Annotated in this window: 11 protein-coding genes and 1 pseudogene; 3 read left to right on the top strand and 9 right to left on the bottom strand. The window is 54.0% G+C overall.

Annotated features, from left to right (window positions below):
* Positions 1 to 30: 30 nt before the first annotated feature.
* The 3 genes from CHU32_RS08435 to CHU32_RS08445 are packed head-to-tail and all read right to left on the bottom strand — an operon-like array spanning position 31 to position 10,940.
* On the bottom strand, positions 31 to 8,694 hold the full coding sequence (locus CHU32_RS08435; RefSeq protein WP_103750823.1) for a two-partner secretion domain-containing protein: 8,664 nt from the start codon (positions 8,692 to 8,694) through the stop codon (positions 31 to 33).
* A 13-nt stretch (positions 8,695 to 8,707) separates the two neighbouring features.
* Positions 8,708 to 9,235: a toxin-activating lysine-acyltransferase gene (locus CHU32_RS08440; RefSeq protein ID WP_103675352.1), complete on the bottom strand. Its 528-nt coding sequence runs from the start codon at positions 9,233 to 9,235 to the stop codon at positions 8,708 to 8,710.
* 10 nt (positions 9,236 to 9,245) lie between these two features.
* Positions 9,246 to 10,940: a ShlB/FhaC/HecB family hemolysin secretion/activation protein gene (locus CHU32_RS08445; RefSeq protein ID WP_103675353.1), complete on the bottom strand. Its 1,695-nt coding sequence runs from the start codon at positions 10,938 to 10,940 to the stop codon at positions 9,246 to 9,248.
* Between the two features lie 350 nt (positions 10,941 to 11,290).
* Here CHU32_RS08445 and CHU32_RS08450 point away from each other — a divergent pair, with 350 nt between their 5' ends.
* Complete coding sequence (locus tag CHU32_RS08450; RefSeq protein ID WP_103675354.1) at positions 11,291 to 12,016, top strand: metallophosphoesterase; 726 nt, start codon at positions 11,291 to 11,293, stop codon at positions 12,014 to 12,016.
* Between the two features lie 6 nt (positions 12,017 to 12,022).
* Here CHU32_RS08450 and CHU32_RS08455 read toward each other — a convergent pair.
* The 3 genes and pseudogenes from CHU32_RS08455 to CHU32_RS08465 all read right to left on the bottom strand — a co-directional run.
* Positions 12,023 to 12,181: pseudogene (locus tag CHU32_RS08455) on the bottom strand (helix-turn-helix domain-containing protein); the annotation flags it as partial.
* Between the two features lie 204 nt (positions 12,182 to 12,385).
* The gene (locus CHU32_RS08460; RefSeq protein WP_103675570.1) at positions 12,386 to 13,996 is read right to left on the bottom strand and encodes an FAD-NAD(P)-binding protein; all 1,611 of its coding nucleotides are present in this window, start codon (positions 13,994 to 13,996) and stop codon (positions 12,386 to 12,388) included.
* A 216-nt stretch (positions 13,997 to 14,212) separates the two neighbouring features.
* Complete coding sequence (locus CHU32_RS08465) at positions 14,213 to 15,454, bottom strand: pyridoxal-phosphate-dependent aminotransferase family protein (protein ID WP_103675356.1); 1,242 nt, start codon at positions 15,452 to 15,454, stop codon at positions 14,213 to 14,215.
* A 360-nt stretch (positions 15,455 to 15,814) separates the two neighbouring features.
* On the opposite strand from CHU32_RS08465, the gene CHU32_RS08470 reads away from it, so the two are divergent.
* Positions 15,815 to 16,930 (top strand): mechanosensitive ion channel family protein, encoded by a 1,116-nt coding sequence (locus tag CHU32_RS08470; protein WP_103675357.1) that lies wholly within the window; start codon positions 15,815 to 15,817, stop codon positions 16,928 to 16,930.
* A 221-nt stretch (positions 16,931 to 17,151) separates the two neighbouring features.
* Here the strand turns inward: CHU32_RS08470 and CHU32_RS08475 are convergent, their stop codons facing one another.
* Both CHU32_RS08475 and CHU32_RS08480 read right to left on the bottom strand, forming a co-directional pair.
* Positions 17,152 to 17,412, bottom strand: coding sequence for a DUF2534 family protein (locus tag CHU32_RS08475; RefSeq protein ID WP_103675358.1), 261 nt, complete (start codon positions 17,410 to 17,412; stop codon positions 17,152 to 17,154).
* A gap of 82 nt (positions 17,413 to 17,494) precedes the next feature.
* Positions 17,495 to 17,923 carry a PACE efflux transporter gene (locus CHU32_RS08480; RefSeq protein WP_103675359.1) on the bottom strand — a complete coding sequence of 143 codons (429 nt, stop codon included), beginning with the start codon at positions 17,921 to 17,923 and terminating at the stop codon, positions 17,495 to 17,497.
* A gap of 112 nt (positions 17,924 to 18,035) precedes the next feature.
* Here CHU32_RS08480 and CHU32_RS08485 point away from each other — a divergent pair, with 112 nt between their 5' ends.
* Complete coding sequence (locus CHU32_RS08485) at positions 18,036 to 18,605, top strand: TetR/AcrR family transcriptional regulator (protein WP_103675360.1); 570 nt, start codon at positions 18,036 to 18,038, stop codon at positions 18,603 to 18,605.
* 12 nt (positions 18,606 to 18,617) lie between these two features.
* Here the strand turns inward: CHU32_RS08485 and CHU32_RS08490 are convergent, their stop codons facing one another.
* Positions 18,618 to 19,028, bottom strand: coding sequence for a hypothetical protein (locus CHU32_RS08490; protein ID WP_133159236.1), 411 nt, complete (start codon positions 19,026 to 19,028; stop codon positions 18,618 to 18,620).
* Positions 19,029 to 19,216: the final 188 nt, after the last annotated feature.

Genomic DNA, 19,216 nt, shown 5'->3' on the forward strand with positions numbered 1-19,216 from the left:
AATATACGGCGAAAGATCATTTGTCAGCCCTTAGGGTTGTGCGCTAAAGATAAACTGTAGCAATTCTGGAGAAATAATTTCGCTGGCGGCGAATGGCGCGGCAATCGGTATAGCCGCAACGGTCCATGTCTCAGCGGCTATTTTGGTCATTGCAGAACGATTGCGAGAGGTATTACCTTGCTCATCGTAAAAACCAGGGATCTGACCGCCAACCAAATCGTGCGTGCCCGCAAAACCTTCAACAATACTATCGCCAATATCCCCCCAGAAATGGCCGGGGGTATAGGTACCGAAAGGTGCAAGATACCCCCCCAGCGCCTGAGAGCCCCCGGTCGGACCATACAATCCTTTGGCCGCCTCTTTTGTCAGGAAGACATCCATTGAGGGGTATTGACGGCTTGGTTTGAAAAGAACATGTCCTTGTTCATCTCGCTGTAGCGTCACGCCATCATTATTGACCGTCATACAGTTGATATTATTATCACCACACACAATATCCAGGCTAATTCTGACGCCCCCGGCCTTAAAACCGTCATACAGCGCCGAGCTGTCACCTGATGCGTTGCTATAAACTTTTCCGTTGCCCATATCCCTCACACCTTCAAAAATAAGGGAGTTTTGAACGGTCTCTTCGCGCATTTTGGTGGCGGCTAGCGACAGCGTTCCCTGAGTAATTGCAGTATCAGGCGATCCCGCCACGACGCCCACCAGCGTTTGCAGGAAACGGCGTTGGTACTGAAGTTTATAGATTTCGTTTACGGCTTCCTGCTGCTTTTGCCGATCGCCATCGTCAATGGCTTTTTTCAGCACCAGACGTGCTGCCGCCTGTTTGTCATCCAGATAAGCGCTTATTTGCTTATTCGCATTCTGCTTAAAGTCTTTAGTGACTTTCACCTGAAGATTCAGTTCTTTAAATACCTTGTCTTTATCGAAATTATTTTCAATATAGCCCGCGTTCGCGGCGGCATTCTCCGTAATGATGTCGGTTTTGATCTCGGCCAGCGTCTGATCTACCGTCTTACCGGTCAGACGTTGCTGCCCGTCAGCATCGGTAATGGTGATATTGGACGTATTAATACCACTACGGGTGACGGAACTCTCGCTGTCGCTGTCATGACCAATGCCAAAAGAGAGATCTTTTTGCAGTGACCTATAGCCGCTCGCCAGTTGCGTTTTGCCGTTTTCATCCATGACGGTTTTGCTGCTTTGCGGCGTAGCATGATCGCCCAGCCCCATATCGGCGTTCATGCTCATCGAACCGCCCAGTCCGATGCCGGTGCCTTCATACTCCGAATGATTATCGATGTCGCTCCAGCTCAGCGTGCCGGTGCTGAAGCGGTTTTTCCCCGCCTGCTCGGCACTGCCATTAGACGTGATCAGGCCGCCTTTAAGGTTAGTCAGATCGTTAATATCAATCTGATAACCATCGTCACCGGCGAAAATTCCTGATTGTTCTGCCACCGAAGCATAGTCGGCATCGACTTTTGATTTACTGAAATTACCCGAGGCGGCAAAACCGTAGCCGACCGTGACCTGCCCGCCCACATCGGTTTGTTTGCCCTGGTACTTCATGGTGTCCTGAAGGCTTTCGATGTTGAGGTTGTCCGCGACGATATCGACGCCTTTGCCGAGCACCTGGCCGCCGCGCAAGGTGGTGTCGCCGCCGCTGACAATCTGCGTCTGGCTGTTCATATCACCCACGTGGCTGTTGCGCCAGGAAACCTCGTCGCCGTTGCCATATCCCTTGCCTTTGTTGGCACCCGCAGTGACGCCGAAGGACGCGCCGCCCTGACCGTAGCTAACCGCCACGCCCGCATTCCAGCCGCTCGATTTATTGTCCGAGCGCTCGTGGCGATCCTGCTGGGCGGCGAGAATGTTGACGTCGTTATCCGCCTGCAACAGCGTGCCCTGCTTACCGCTGACGTCCGAGCCAATAATATTGATGTCAGAACGCTCGCCCCCGTGCGCCACCACCACCGCATTTTTCCCGGCGTTGACCTTGCTGGCCAGCGCGCTGGTGCTGGTGGTGTCCTGAGTGCTGCTCTGTTTGCTTTGACCGTAGGTTAAGGAAACGCTGACGTTCTGCGCCGCCCCCTGCGCACCGTTCTGCATAATGCCCTGCGCGCTGTCCATCATCTGATTCGCGGCCCGCGCGCTGTCCCATCCGGCATTGGCGGCTGCCAGCATGTTAATGCGATCGTCATTGCTTTGCCCCACGCGTTTCACCGAGGCGGCAGCAGCTTCCAGCGCCTGGATCACCGGCACGTTGACGGCAAGCGTGAAGCCTTTCTGCTCAACGGAATGTTTGAACTGCGAGGCGTAGGTGTCCTGCGCGGCTTCGATGGTGACATTTTTACCTTCAATCACCACATTGCCGTTTGGCGACGAAACGGTACTGCCTGTCTGGCGATAGTTATTACCCGCTACCAGCACCGTATCCCCTTGCAGGCTGCCGACCAGCGAGCTTTCACCGCTCTGCGCCTGGCTGGCCTGATCGGTGGTCTCTTTGCGGGAACCGATAGTAAAGCCGATGCCGCCGGACCCCATCAGGCCGGATTTTTTCTCCTGTTTGAGGTGAGTTTCGTCGTTACGACCTGTCATGCTACTGATGGTCAGATCGTTACCCGCTTTCATCGCCACATCACCCGTGCCAGCGATGCTGCTGCCGACCACGCCGATATTATTCCCCGCAATCACGTTGACGCTGCCCGCGCTCAGTTCACTGCCCTGAACGGTCTGACGATCGACGGTATCCCGGGTAGTGGTGGTTTTCTTCGACAGCCAGCCGCTGCTGCCGGTGACTTTGTGGCGCTCGTCAAGATCGGTACTATTGAGCACGCCGCGAATGTTCACATCGTTGCCAGCGTTGAGATTCAGCGCTTTTTCGGACGTGATTGACGATCCATCAACGTTAATATTTTGTCCGGCGGCAAGCGCGGTATCATTTTGGGTTTTGATCTGCGTACCCACCCGATCGACACGCCCCTGATTGAGGGTGTTGTCTTTATCCCACACCAGATTATCGCGACCGGAGGTGGTTACCGTGCCAAGATTAATATCGCGTGCGGCACCAATCTGCGTTTGCCCGTTCTCGCCGCTATTAATCACCTGCGCGCCGGTCAGGTTAACGTCACGGCCCGCTTTCAGCGACAGTTTGCCGTTATCACCCTGCACGTAAATACCGGACACGCTGTCAATGGTAGTGCGCGAGAAGCTATTCTGACCCACCGCGCTTTCGGCGCTGCGGGTGGTGGTGGTGGCATTAATATCTCGTCCGGCATTGACCAGCAGGCTGTCCGTGCCCTGCAACACGCCACCGATATTATTGACGTCGGTACGCGCGTTCAGGCTGGCATTCGCTCCCTGAATGGTCCCCGTCTGGTTAGTAATGTTGTCTGCATCCAGTTGCAGCACCCGCCGCCCGGCAATGGTGCCCCGGTTAAACAGATCGCCGTCGAGTTTCATCACCACGTTATTGCCAGCGATCAGCGCGCCGGAGCCGCTAATATCACCCGGTTTCACTTTGGCATAGACCTGCGGCATCAGCACCGACTGCATCGAGCCATCAGGCATTTTAACCTGCCTATTCACCAGCCAGACGATATCGCCCGTTAGCAAGGACATCTGCTGCGGTGTTAATGCCACGCCCAGTTTGAGCGAGTACTGTTTACCAAAAGCCACCCCGGCATCCATCAGTGCTTTATACTGCTCTTCATCGCTGGTATAGCCTTCAAGATAACGCTGGCCGGTGAGATCGACCACCTGCTCACGGATCAGCCGTTGCTCGTAGTAACCATCTCCCAGTCGTGTGAGTTTGTTATGCTGATCCTGACCGAGGGCATCCTGCATATAGTCGCTGCCCAGCCACTCTTTTTCATTGGTGAAACGTGGATCGGTTTCCACCAGATACGACTCGTTCGCCGACGGGTTAATTTTAAACAAGCTGCTATCCGGCAGTTGGGTATTCGGCCCGACAATGCGAATGGTGTCTTCACCCGGCGTCACGGCAAACTGCTGGCCCGGCGGCGGCGTCACCGGCTCGCCGTCTGAAACGGTTTGTTGCCACGGCGCATGCGTACTGGCATCCACTTTGCCGGTTACCGCGCCGGATTTACCAATCGCGACATCGGTTCCCTGAGTGGTCAGTGGCGCGATAGTGACATTACTGCCCTGAACCTCACCCCGGCTAATGATCTGTCCGGGTTTCAGCGTGATTGCCTGGATCACCGTCGGCGGTTGGTACGCCGTGCGATCGCGCCCCTGTTCGTCCGAGCCTTTATGACGAATGCGGTAATAGTGGGTAACGGTACCGACGTCGGTGGTATGGCGTTCACCATCCACCGCCTTATTACGGGTTAATTTAATCCCGTCAGTAAACAGTGTCCCACCAGCGATGACCTGGCTCTTATCGTTGAATAATTCATCGGCAGTAATGGTCATATCGCCACCGGCAAGGATTTTCGCCGGATCGGTTTCCTTAATGCGCGTCTCTTCAACCGTGCGGTTGTAGTCATACTGGTTAAAGTTGTCGTTATTCGACCCCGTATCATCCGGGGTATTGAGGTTGCGCAGATGATCGGCGGAATCGCCGTTGACATAGACGCCCTCGGTATTGGCGTTCCAGCGGGTTGGCGATCCGCTGTGCTGATACTCTCTGATCTGCTCCTGCGAAACCGTCACCAGTTCGGTGGAGAAACGGTCGTTGATATTGTTGATCTGCCCGGCGGTGATCCACATATTGCCGGCCGATTCAATGGTCGAACTGTGGTTATTAATAACGCCGAGGCGGCCCGTGACGTTGCCCTTGTCATCAAGCTGACCGCCAAGCGCCATATCACCGCCGCTGTAGATCAGCGCGTGATCAACGTTGTTCAGCGTACCGGTGCCAATATCCACCCGTTCGCGCCCGGCCAGCGTGGCCGCTTTGCCGCCTGCGGCCAGGTTATTGAACGTTACCGTGTTAATGCCGATAGCATCGCCGTAGATACGCCCGGTGCCGATATTGTTCAGGGTATTCGCATCAATGCGCGTGTAGCCGCCGTCGATAAGGCCGTAGTTGGTGAGCGTCCCGCTGACGGTGAGGTGGTTTTCCCCGGCGTTGATTTCGCCGCTTTCCGCGTTGCTCAGGCTGCCGCCGTGCAGGTCCAGTTTTTTCCCGGCCAGCAGTTTGCCGCTGTTGCTGATGCTGCCCGGCGTGGTCAGTTGCAGCGCGTTATTGGCAATGATTGACCCGCTGTTATTCAGCGCGCTGTTGCTGCGCAGGATCATGTCGCCGAGCGAGAGCAAATCGCCGTCGCCGCCGACGCGCTGCGCAGTGATATCCAGTAACTCGCCGGCTTTTGCCACGCCGCCGGTATTCGCCAGGTCCAGCCCCGCGCCGTTCAGGGTCAGGCTGCCGGAGGAGGCCAGCGCGCCGCCGGTGTTATCCAGCAGGCCATTGTTGCTGACTGCCAGTTTGCTGTCAGCAAGGAGGGTGCCGCGCTGGTTGTTAAGCGTCCCGGTAGTGATGGTTACCGTATCCGCTTCCACGCCCTGATTGCTACCCTGCGTATCGCGGTTATCAAGGTTTGCGGCATTAATGGTCAGGTCTGCCCCGCTGCGGATCAGACCAGAAGCGTTGTTGATTGCCCCTTTCGCCGTATCCAGTAACAGATCGCCTACCGACTGGATTTGCCCGCCGCTGTTTTGCAGGCCGCCGCTGGTCAGGGTGGTGTCTTTCTCACCGATGATGCGCCCGCCACTGCGGTTATCAAGGCTGGCGGCGCTGGCATCGAATGTGCCTTTCGCCGCCAGGGTGCCGTTCTGGTTATTGAGCGCCCCGCTGCTGAGCGCCAGCGCGCCGAGACTGTTGAGCGTGCCGTCAGTGTTGGTGAAGGCGTGCCCGGCGGTGTCCAGCGCCACGCTGCCGCCCTGCATCAGCCCGGAGGTGTTGGTGAGCGTGCCGTCGAGCGCCAGATTCAGCGCGTCCGTGGCAACCAGTTCGCCGGAAGTGTTGTCCAGCGTGCCGCTGTTCAGCGTGATGTCTTTTGCCGAGAGCAGGACGCTGTCGTTATTCGCCACGCTGTCGGCGGTGAGCGTCATGACCCCGAGGCTGGTGATGCCGCCCTTATCGCCGCTGTTACGGTTGCTCAGGGTGCCAGCGTTGAGCGTCAGCGCGTCGCCGCTCTGGACCAGCCCGCCGTCATCGTTGTTGATTTGTTTACCGCTCAGCGACAGCGCCTGCTGCGCGGCAAGCTGACCTGCGCGGTTGTCCAGCGTCTGCACATCAATTCCGGCACGATCGCCGCTGACCACTACGCCGTTCTGGTTAGCCAGGGTGACGGCGTCCAAATCCAGCGCCCTGCCTGCGCCGATCACGCCGCGGGTGTTGTCCAGTAAGGCAGCCGTGCTGAGCGCCATATCGCCACCGGATTTCAGCGAGCCGTCCACGTTGAGGAGGGTGTCCGCGTGCGCGGTCAGTGCCTGCTCCGATCCCAGCTGGCCTTTGCTGTTATCCACCTTATCGCCGCGCAGATCCAGCACGCCGCCGCTGACAATGACACCCTGCTGATTATCAATATCGCCCGCCGCGAGGTTCAGCGTGCCGCCGCTGCTGATGCCGCCGGTGGTCCCGCTGTTACGGTTGGTCAGCGTTGCGCCGTGGGTATCCAGCCATGTATTGCCCGCCGCCTGGATCAGGCCCGCCGTGTTATCCAGCGCGCCACTGTCGATGCGCAGGTCGCCCTGAGAGAACAGCGTACCGGAGGCGTTATCCAGCGCGCCGCCGTTCAGTTGAAGAGTGCCACCGCTGGCAACGATTTCACCCGCCGTGTTGTCGAGGCTGGCGGCATTGAGCGTCAGCGCCCCGGCGCTTTCCAGACGGCCTTTACGATTGTTCACCGCGCCGACACTGGTCAGGTCTGCCGCCCCGGCTGAAGCGGAAATCAGCCCGTCGTCGTTATCCAGCGCGGCGACATTCAGGCTCACATCCTTGCTGGCCGCCAGCGAACCGCTATTGTTATCCAGCCCGCCACGAATTTCTGTGTTCAGGCTGCCGTTCTGCGCCGCCAGCACCTGCCCTTTCTGGTTATTGAGCGACTGCGCGCGCAGGGCCACGTTACCGTTGGCGGCAATCTGCCCCTCGCGGTTATTCACGTCCCCCGGCAGATCCAGCGACAGATCGCCGCTGCCGGTCTGCACGAGGCTGCCTTTCTGGTTGGACAGCGCGCTGGCCTGCACGGACAGGGTATCAGCGTTGATGGTGCCGCCGTCGTTATTCAGCAGCTTACCACTGCGGGCGGTCAACTGACGGGAGCTGACCAGCGCGCCGGAGGTGTTCAGATCGCCGTCACCCGCGTCGAGCGTGATGTTATCCGCCTGCGTCTGGCTGGCGCTGAGATCAACGCCCTGCCCGCGCGCGCTGAGGTTGCCCCCTGCCAGCGTCTGGCCGTGAGCAGCCAGTTGTCCGTCGGTGTTAAGTTCCAGATCGCCCTGCGCACCAATTTTACCGTCGTCCTGCACCCCCGCCGCCAGCACGCCCTGTTTTGAGCCGGTCAGGCTGGCCGCCTGGACGCGGGTGTTGTTACGGGCCACCAGCGAGCCACGGTTGTTCAGCTCGCCACCGCTCTGCACGCTGGCGTCGTTGCCCGCGTAAATCGCGCCGCTATTATCAACGCTGCCCGTCGCGGCAATTTGCGTGTCGCCGCTGGCGCTGATGTTGCCGCTGTTCTCAATGCGTCCGTCGGCAGTCAGCGTGACGCTGCCCGCCTGCGCACCGATATTCCCGGCGTTACGCACGCCGACGCCGCTTTCGGTGCCGACCATGCGAATTTTACCGGCGTACATCCCGCCGAGGCTGGCGACATCCAGTGCCATTTGCGGACGGGTCGCCGGATCGTCGCTGGTTTTACTGATTTGCTGATGCGCGGCGTCCACCTGGTTACGCCCGGTGGTGACGTTAAGTTCGTTCGCCCACACCCCGGCATTGACCTTAACCGAGCGGGCAATAATGTCGGTGTAATCGGCGCGCGAGCTGTCCAGTCCCCTGCCGTCAATGCGGATTTCGCCGCGCTCAACGTTATAGCCGGTCAACTGGCCGTTGTTCATTTGCGGCTGGCCGGTGGTCAGCGTGCCGCGGTTGGCGGTAATAAAGCCGCAGCCATCACAGGTAATGCCTGCCGGGTTGGCAATAACGACCTGGGCTTTTTTACCTGCCACTTCCACGTAACCGTTAAGGCGGCTCGGATCGCGGGAGTTGACCTCGTTGAGAATAACCCTGGCTTCGCCCTTGCCCAGCCACGGGTTGCCCGCCACCATACCGCCCAGTTGCGTCTGGACGTTTTTATGTGAGTTATTAAGAATGACGCCCTGCTGGTTAACGTCGAACTGGCCGTATTTGTTGTGCGAGACGCCTGCGGCGGACGGGGTCTGAATATTGACCTGCGGCGTGCCGTTGGCGCTGTTGATAATCGTTGGCTGTTGATTTGCCGGTGCGCTGCCGTCGGCGATGACATTTGCCTGGACGGGCTGTATCACCCCCATGGCCAGCCACAGGCTGAAGCTTAACGCCCCCACTTTACCGATAAGACGGCTGTGCGTATGTCCGACGCCGGAAGAACGTGCTGACGACGCCCGGCCTGAGCGGGCGATATCCGCCACCACCATTAACATACCGCGCGCTTTGTTGAAGACGATACGATACAGGTTCTTGTTCATGGGTATTTCCTTGTTAAGCTTCCGGCAGATCTACCGCCAGCGGATGCTCGCGTCGCCATTGTCGTGCGGCTTCACGGCTGATCCGCGTGCCATGAAAATTCATTACGCGTTTTCCGCGCTCCTGGCCCCGGTGCCACAGCGATCGCGCACAGCCATCGAGGAAGACCTCTTTTTGCAGCAGACGATACATCTCACGGGTATGACCAAAGGGTGCAATCCAGTCGCAGAACCACATGCGGTCGCCGCTGTCCCAGTCCTCTTCCCGCATATGAATCGATGCGCGGGTGAGGAAGCGGGCTTCCGATTCGGGGTTGAGCCAGGCCCAGCTCAGAAAGAACACCGGCCGCTCGTGCTGCGTGACCAGCACGTACTGGCCGCGTTTGATGATCGGCAGCAGCAGCGTTGGCAGCGCATGCAGCGGCGCATCCCGGTGCATCGGCGAGTGCATCCACAGCCACACCGTTGCACCGAGCACTTCGGCCTCGCTCTCCTGGCCGCCCAGCATCAGCGGGGCTTTAATGTCGTACTCACCGACGCGCATCTGCCGCTCCTTACCAGTCCCAGTTGAGGTTAAAGCCAAGGGTTAAATCGCTGGTGTCGAAACCGTCCGGCTTCGAGAACGGGGTTCCGGCAAACATGTCGTAGCCGGTATTAAACGCGTAGCCGCGCAGGCCCGCCACGCCGCCCGCCATATGCGTACCGACCAGATATTCCGAACCGGCACCGCCCACTTCGCCGTAGTCCGCCCCGAGGTAAAATTCCTGCGACGGCAGCGGCGTGCTCCAGGCGATGTCGTTGCGCACGTACCAGCCGTGGCTGGCGTTCAGGGTGCGCTCGCCGTCAAAGCCACGCACCGTCCAGCGGTTGCCAATGGCAAACTGGTCCTGCGGCGTCAGCGGCGTGCTGCTCATCTGGCGCTGGTACTGCACGTTATAGCGGAAGTTCTGCGTGCCGATTTCAAAGGGCACGTTAAGCTGGGCGTTGAATTGCAGGATTTTGCTCAGCGCGGTGGCTTCGTCGAAGTACTCTTCCGGCGCAGGCGTCGCGCCGAACCAGCGGGTCCCGCGCTGATAGCTGACGCCCGCATCCAGCGTGCTCTGGCCGATATAGTGGCGGTGCTGTAAACCGATGCGCCAGGCGGAGGTCTGACGGCGCTGCACGTCCACCTCGGTGTCGTCAATGTAGCTGCGGGTTTTACGCACCAGCACGTCATAAGTCATGGTGGTTTTCTGCGTGCCGCTGCGGTGCAGCACGCGGCTTAGCTGGACGTCGAGGTTTTTACTTTTTCCGCTGTAGCGGTAATCCTCGTTGGCCCCGGCGACCGTCTGGTGATAGTCGTAATCGTTGCCGGTCACCGAGAACATCCAGTAGCCGAACGGCACCGAATAGTGGCCGGTGTAGTTTTTGCTGCCCTTGCCACCCTCGCCCTGCAAATCATGGGAGGCGGAGACATACAGCAAGTCGCTGAGGGAGAACGGGTTATCCAGTGATAACGTCAGGCCACCCTGATAACGCCCGGTGCTTTTCGTTCCGGCGTCGTCCAGCGACGCGCCGATACGCCACATTTTTTCCTGCTTCCAGCTCACCGCAATATCACTTTCACCGGGCTGCTCGCCAGGAACGATTTCCATATCCGCTTTGACGGTAGGCAGACGCTGAAGGTTTTCCAGCCCCTGTTCAATATCGCGTAAATCAAGCAGCGCACCCTCACGCGGCGGGAAGGCGCTGTAGAGCTGGATATAGCGATCGCTGTCTTCAGTCAGTCTGACGTGGCGGACATAGCCCGGTACCAGCACCAGCGTTAACACGCCGCTGTTCAGATCCTGCGACGGGGCCAGCACGCGGGTAGTGATATAGCCATGATCCACCAGCCGGTTTTGCAGGGTGCTCATTAGCAGGTTGATGCCCTGCGCGCCGAGGCACTGGCCTTCAGCCTCTTTACCGAGATGCTGGATCGGCAGCCAGCGCGGCAGTTTCTCTTCTCCACTCAGCACCACGTGTTTGATCGGAAAACAGGGGGTTTCCGTTGGGTAGGTAATGCGGCCAAAGCCGGAAGACGGCGGTGACAGGCGCACATCCGGCTTTGGCGGCGTAAGCTGCTGCTCCAGCGCTTTCTGGCGCTGCTGCTGAATAATGATTTGTTCATCGGCCCCGGCGATGCCGTCGGCGGCGTTTACGACAGGTGCAATAAGCAGGCCGGTCACGGTGAAAAAGGAATAACGTAATGCGGTTCGGTAGCGGCCCATCTAACGTTCCCTGTGATGTAAGGAAATAGTGATTAATGTTAATTTCTGTAAAATTTAAGCGCATTATCCACGTAACACGTTGTGCAACAATCACCATTATTTATGGGTAACAGCTTTTATCTGGCAGAGAGCACACAGAGAAAAATATCGCGACTGCATTTTATTTATATTTAAAAAACAGCAAGTTACACTCAATTAAACTATTTCAGCGTCATCAGATGACTGGTCATTTTTCCAACAACCCTATTTTATCACCCGTAAAATAAGATTAATCTCAGGGTGACAAACATCCTTTTCTGGACGTCCATACTTAATACCATCCGCTTTTGAACGATAATGTGGAGGCTAAAATGACGGTCTACCAACATATTACTGGCGCAGACTGGCGCAATATTTGGGTGGTGGGTGATTTGCACGGCTGTTATTCACTGCTGGAACAGAAACTGGCGGCGCTGGAATTTGATAAGCAGCAGGATTTACTTATTTCCGTTGGCGATCTGACTGACCGCGGCAGCGAAAATATTGCCTGCCTGACGCTAATCACGGAACCCTGGTTTCGGGCCATTCGTGGAAACCATGAAGAAATGATGCTGGATGCACTGCTGCATCATCGCGATGCCGGGCTATGGCAAATGAATGGCGGTGAGTGGTTTTTCAGGCTAGATAACGCCGACAAAAGCCGCGTAGAGACCTTATTACCGCAGGTTGCCGCGCTGCCGTTAATTATCGAGGTTACCGCAAATAAAGGGAAATATGTCGTCTGTCATGCTGATTATCCCGGTAAACATTATCAACGGGATAAACCGGTCGATGAGGAGAGCGTGGTCTGGAGTCGGGAGCGTATCACGTCATCGCAACGTGGCCAGATACAGGCGATTGAGGGCGCGGACGGTTTTATTTTTGGCCACACCCCGCTCCCGGCACCGCAGCAATACGCGAATCAATTTTATATTGATACCGGCGCGGTTTTCAGCGGGAATTTAACGTTGATCCCCCTTCAGGGCGGCGAAATGGGGATGGAGCTTGCGAATGGGTCCGTCAAAAAAACAACGTTCTGGCAAAGGCTATTTGGGTAATCGTGGCTATTTCATCATGTCAGATTGTTCCCTGCGGCGAAATTGACTGGGCGACATCCCCACACGATGAAAGTCACGGGAAAAATGAAGCGGATCGGTATAGCCAACCTGTTCAGCAATACGGCCAATACTTTCCTGCGTTTCCACCAATAAACGCCGCGCCTTGATACCTGTCGCTTTTCTTTAGCCGTCCAGAATTGAGCATTTTACCACCGGGTTAAATCGCCGGAAAACAATAGTCCGATACCTCAGCACAGAAAGATTTTACCGCCGGTGGGGAATGGAGCTTTGGTATCCAGATGGAGACTGTCTTTTAGCGCAAACTCACCCGGCAACATGATTCAAAACGTTGCCGGGTGGAATCTTAGGCTAGACCTCAATAAACGGCAGACGACGGCGAGGCCACGATGCGGGTTGCGATATAGCCCGTGCCATCGCCGCGCCAATTTCCGCACAGGCGGTGATCCCCTGCACAAACGGTCTGTCGTGCATCAGATACGGCAGCGCACCAAAAGCAATGTGTCCGCGTGCCATCGCTGGCTCCTGCAAAGTGTAATCATCCCCGACATCCGGGATGTCTTCGCCGGTCGCCAGCAGTTGCTGACGTAAAGTGGGGAATGGCAGATCTTTGGTTTTCAGCGCCTGTTGCCCGCGTGCATCAATAAACACGTCATAGACCCAGCTATTTTGCTGGTTAAAAACCCGCGTCTGTTTTTCCTCCACTTTCATCTCGTAGTCCTGGCCCAGCGCAACGATATCGATAATGCCTGCCTCACGCAGTGCCAGTAAACGCCGGATGGACTGCGAGGGAATGGCGGCATAATTATCAATAAAGATCCGCGCCAGGCCCGAGGTAAAGCGCTGTGCGTCACGCTCGTTGAGGTGAGGAACAATTTCTTCAACCACCTCATGCAGGCGCAGGATGGTGTAGCGCCAGGCGACCGTGCGCTTGTCACGTTTATTACGCTCGACTTCATCAAGATTGGCCTGCGCCCAGCGGAAAGGATCGTGTTTTTTACGATCGGCAAACCATGCGTCGTTAATGGTATCGGCGTTAAGCCGATAAAGCGCCATGCTCTCGCTCCAGCGTGGATCGGCAAGCTCCAGCTCCTGGACAACCAACTGGAATACGCGGTCGAGCAAGCCTTCAGCGCCCGCCGCAATCTCCTGCTCAATCGCGCTTGCGGTGACGACCTTAAGCGGTTCATAAGGGATCGGACAATAGAAGTCCGCCTCGGGCAGAATGCCGGAGCGCGACATCAGCGTAATGTTGAGCGCCTCACTTTGCTTGTCCAGCCTGAACTGGAGATGACCTTCGTCCGATTCGACGAATTCGCCATGCTGAACCACCACCGCCATGGCGGCGTCGATGCCGCTGAGCGAGGTACCCATGATCCCGACATTGCAGGCCCGGATATTAGCTTCCATCAATCCTGACCAGGGGCTGGGGAAAAAGGTGCGCGTGGACGTGCTGTCATCAGGCCAGACGTGCCCGGTAGCAATCACCGCCAGGTCGAAGTGTCCGGCAACCGGTTCATCCTCAACCCATAGCTTAACGCCCGTTTCTGTTGCTTCAAGATCGGTGACCCGGCAGGATTCATGTACGTTGACTTCAAAGCCCTGCTCTCGTGCCCGGGAAACCAGTTGTAAGAACTGATCGCGGAAATATTCACCCAGCAGGATACGGGGCAAAAACTGGCGAACATGCAGGGAAGCACGATCCACACGATAGCGTGCCAGATGTGCCTCATCCTGCTCACGTAGCCAGTCAATATAGGTTGAAAAGACAGGCGGAATTTCAATGCTGGCAATGTTCGCCAGCATCATTTTCGAGTTGTCTTCATTGCTGTAAGGCATGCCCACGCCAGCCTCATCGGCTTGTTCATAGACGGAAATAGCCAGCGGCACTCTTTTTTTCAGTAACGAGAAGAACGTATAAATTCCCGTTGGCCCTGCGCCCACAATAGCGATCTTTTTCATGAAGTTGTCCGTTGTGTTTTCGATCATCTGTATGCAGGAAGTTGGCGTGCGGATGTGCACACGCCTTTTTACAATGGATGGGGATACCCTCCCTGTTAACTATAGTGTGGTCGAAAACGCTTAATCAGCAACTCGTCAACAAGCAAAATTGCCATCAGGCCAGCGCTCACTCAGGAAGAGTAAGCTCCGGCCATAGCGGGACCGGTTAGCAGAGCGTTAATGTCTGTCCATTGCGCAGTAATGATCCCAGGCTGCCTGCATTGCTGCGCCCTGGGTAGTGGGAAATTTCAGGTAATTGAGGACGGACTCCAGCGCACTCAATGTGGTCATTACGCAATCTTTACGCGCGTTATAGCCCATTGTACCAATACGCCAGATTTTGCCATGCAACGGACCGAAGGATGTACCTATTTCGATGGCAAAATCCTCCAGCATTAGCTTACGTACCTGCTCACCATTAATGCCCTGCGGGATGACAACGCCCAGTACGTTGTTCATTTTGTGTTTAAGATCGCCAAATGTCTCCAGCCCCATCGCCTGAATGCCGTGAAGCAACGCATCACCATGAAGCTTATGGCGCGTAATGCCGTTATCAAGCCCTTCCTGCAGGATCAATCGCGCGCATTCGCGTGCGCTAAACAGCGCAGACGTTGCTTCAGTATGGTGATTAAGACGCTCAGGCCCCCAGTAATCCATAATCATGCCGAGATCGAAATAGTTAGAGTAGATCATCTCGTCGCTACCATCGCGATGCGCTTCGGTACGAATTCCCTCTTCCACGCGTCGACGGTGTCGAATAACGTCAACTATCCGCTCACTGAGGGTGACTGGAGACGTACCGGAGGGACCGCCGAGACATTTCTGCATGCCCGCAGAGACAGCATCCAGTTGCCAGGCATCTGTCTCAAGCGTATTCCCCCCCAACGACGCGGTGGCGTCGGTATAAAACAGCACATCGTAGCGCCGGCAAATGTCGCCCAGCGCGGCCAGCGGCTGAAGCATGGTGGTAGAGGTGTCGCCCTGCACCGTCAGTAGCAGGCGCGGACGCACACGTTTGATGGCATCTTCAATCTGATCCGGGGTAAATACCTCGCCCCACGGCACTTCAATGGTATGAACGTCGGCCCGACAGCGCCGGGCAATTTCGCACAGTAAGTGGCCAAAACGCCCAAACACCGGAACCAGCACTTTATCCCCGGGGCGGATGGCTGAGAGCAAAATGGCCTCAATTCCGGCTCGCGATGTGCCGTCGATGAGCATCGTCCAGCGATTTTGACTGCGGAAAACACCGCGATACAACGCCATCACCTCATTCATATAATGAGTCATTGCCGGATCGTACTGGCCGAGTAGTTGGTATGACATAGCACGCAGGACGCGCGGGTCCGCATTAACCGGTCCCGGCCCCATCAGCAGGCGATGGGGCGGGTTGATTTGCGGGAATTGCGAAATCTCCATTTGACCTTCCTCCAATTCACTTTTCTTTCACTTACTATACCGTTAATGCTCACGACACTGCAGTCCCGTTGCGTTAGTACCAGCTCGCGGCAGGGTAAAATATAACGCTCTCATAGAGTAAAAAACACACCCTTCTCCGTCACCGGTATCTTGCGCGTTGCAACATTTCTCGCGGTGTCACTCTGTTTAGAGAAGACCATAACGGTGACAGACCTCGCGTGAAAATTGTGGCAATTATTTGACGCTCGCTGTCAAATAAACCACTCAAATTATGCGGAATAATAATATGCGGCTGAATTTTTAGGATCTCCGCCGGTAATGTATATACTGAAGGGGCACTTACAGTAAACTGGAGGTAAAATGGAGTATCTGGCAAGGCTGAATATCGTTACCGTATTAATGTCCACGGCTTTTTGGATAAATCTCGCCCTGGTATTTTTTATTACAATTATTACCTACTGGATCATCAACCGCTTACTGGGTTTTGTTTATAAAACTTTTCAGCATTCAAACCATCCGGAAGGTCACGATGAGCGTCTGCGATTTATTGTTTTTGATATGCTGAAAAAAACAAATAAAATGCTTATTCTTTTTGCCGCTTTTCTTTTTAGTCTGCGTTTTGTGGCACTTCCTGACCGATTGTTTTCAACCATTTCCCATGCCTGGTTTTTAGTAGTAGCAATACAAATGGCAATCTGGCTGGATCAGAGCGTGCAATCGTGGATGCGCCATCTGCTCTACGCACCGGGTAACAATAAAAATCCCGTCACCCTTGTCATCCTCGGTATGATCCTCCGGGTGCTGGTGTGGTCCATGATGTTGCTTTCTATTCTGGCAAATGCCGGTGTGGATATCACTGCGCTGGTGGCGAGCCTTGGCGTCGGCGGTATTGCTATTGCGCTGGCAGTACAGACTGTCCTGAGCGATGTGTTTGCATCATTATCCATCGGTTTTGATAAGCCTTTCGAAATCGGAGACTTTGTCGTTTTTAACGACGTCGCAGGAACCATTGAGCATATTGGTTTGAAAACCACGCGTATCCGCAGCCTCAGTGGTGAACAAATTGTGTGTGCAAATGCGCAGTTGCTACAGCAAACCATTCATAATTACAAACGTATGCAGACGCGCCGCATTGTCTTTACCTTTGGGGTAGCCACCTCAACCCCGCCGGAAAAGCTGCGGGTCATCGGCGATATGGTTAAAAATATTATTACTGACGTGGGTGAAACAAAATTCGACCGTGCGCATCTGCTGGCATTTAACCAGGATCGACTGACGTTTGAAGTGGTGCATATCGTCAACACGTCTGATTATAATAAGTACATGGATATTCAGCAGGAAATTAATATCCGTATCATAGAACATCTTATTGAGAAAGATATTGAACTGGCACTCCCCAGTCTGGTGGTCAGATCCCCGGTACAACTGGAAAAAACCAGGTCAGTTAATAAGGAATTTGATTTAAAAACCGGGTAAGTAAGGCGGTGTGGAATGTCCGCTATATGCTAAGGCGGACATAAAAAACAATATCAGGAAATCAAGGCTGGTGTACCTCATACTGTGGAAACCGACAGTTTGGTACATTAGGTATTATGGATTTATCTGAACCGTGAGTGGCCGCACACAACGCCGGAAATTTAAGCGGGCGAAACGAGTTATGTTTTCTCACCCGCTTAATTTATATTAATGATGATAGATCAACCTCGATCATCTTTAGGTCCAAGGAAATAAAAACCAAACGGTAATGATCCCAGAATTGTAAAAATGATACTGTAAATGGCAACCCAGGTACCCTGTATGATAAACAACGATACGGGCCACTCCTCCATAGGGAGATTGTATTGATCTTCCACACCCTGGAAGGTCGCTTTCGAAATGACTGTCACTGCGACGACAAAAACGATGGCCACAGCTATAAGAAATTTTTTACCTTCTTTTGTATGTAATTTTTTAAACATCTCCACTCCCCTTCTTATTAAGTCTGTAGATTGTATAGTATTTTGTCATAAACAGGACTAAACAATTTTCAGGTCAGTAACGTTAATAACCCTCAATAGCCCTTGAGAAAGTCTTATCAAAGATCAACGTAAATATAAATGTATAAATTAAAAAGAATAGCAAAACTCCTATTTCCATTATAAACGCCTGTAAAAATGAGACGCGATACCACCACATAAACAATGGAACAGCTATCAAAATGAAACCACTTTCAAAAATGATTGAATGAACTAACCTTATGATAAAACTTCTTTTTTTGATATTGTTTTTATTTTCCCATAGTTCAAATAGGGTATTATAAATATAATTCCAGACAATAGCGATGAGGGAAAGCGCGGCAGCGACAAACAGCGAGGCGGAAACCTCGCCATTGCTCATACCCGCAAGTATTACAGAGGAAAAAATGATAGCAAAAAACTCAAACGACACTACGTAAACTATTCTGCGTGATACGGGTTTAAGATGGATCATACCGTCTTCCTGGCTCGCTAATGGGCTGTAAAAAAATCAATAGGTTAATTCAGTAACATACATTAAAATAAATTTAACATACGATCGTATTTAAATCAACAAAGGGGTTTAGATGGCTCGTCCAAGAACGTTAGATCGTGAAGCTCTGCTTAACGCAGCAGAAGCTATCATAGGCAATGAAGGTACTCAGGCGCTGTCATTTGGCTCCATTGCCATTAAGGCTGGCGTCTCCAAAGCAAGCGTCCAGTCTGCTTTTGGTTCAAGAGAAAAGATACTGGATGCGCTTCTTGAAAGATGGATGGAGAAAGAGCAAGCCAGGTATCTCCACTACTTAGGTACCCTCACTGATGCCCAAAGCCAGCTTCAGGCTCATCTGTGTTCGACAAAGGAGGAGTCAAACGAGTCGGGTAGCCGAATTTTAACGTTGCTCGCCGCTCAGATTGGTTCAGGCGCACAAAGCGAGTATATGAAAGCGTGGTATCAAAAACGCATGGGTAATTTTGAAGCAACCAGCCGCGAAGAGCGAAAACGTAGAGCCATATACCTTGCCGCTGAAGGGGCAATTTTTATCAGAAATATGGTCGGCTATCCGATAGGGGACGTCGTCTGGAACGATATTTTCAACGATCTGGAACTCATGCTCAACGAACAAAAAGAATCATTTGGTTTAAAAGAGCCTTAAGGCAGGAACAATTTATGCTCCTCTGAAAGACATAAACTGGTTGGTAAGTATGCCACTCAAGATATCAAGCATTTCATCTCTGTTTGGCAACTCGTTTGTGTTACCGGTATGAGCTTGTATTAGCCAGTAAACAATCATACTTAAAATGGGACGAATTTTGAGTTGTGGAACCTCCACAACCTCACTGACTCTGGTAGCTAATCGATTTGCAAGTAAAGGAAGAACGCTAATGAGGCATTCCATGGATTCATCAAGAATACAGGCATAATGCCTCTTTAAGGTACCGGATTGCGACTCATTGAAGTACATGACCAGCCGCAGTGAAAGCCTGGTATGTTGATTTTCTTTGAACCATAGAGCGCTTTTCTCGACGACATTACTTAAATTTTGTTCAAATTTTGACTCACTGATCTGCGCATACATCTTTTGCCCTCCGGGGAAGAAGGTTAACTCGTACGTTTCATGCACCATGAGACTGGGTGAACATGAACACACTATGCTCCTTTATGCTTCACTTTGCAATATTATGCTCATTTGTGTGAACTTGATGAGAGATTATGATGCATTGTCTAAAGGCCGTACAAAATGTGAGACAAAATACGCCGCGAGCG

Source organism: Superficieibacter electus (assembly GCF_002915575.1).
Taxonomy (GTDB): Bacteria; Pseudomonadota; Gammaproteobacteria; order Enterobacterales; family Enterobacteriaceae; genus Superficieibacter; species Superficieibacter electus.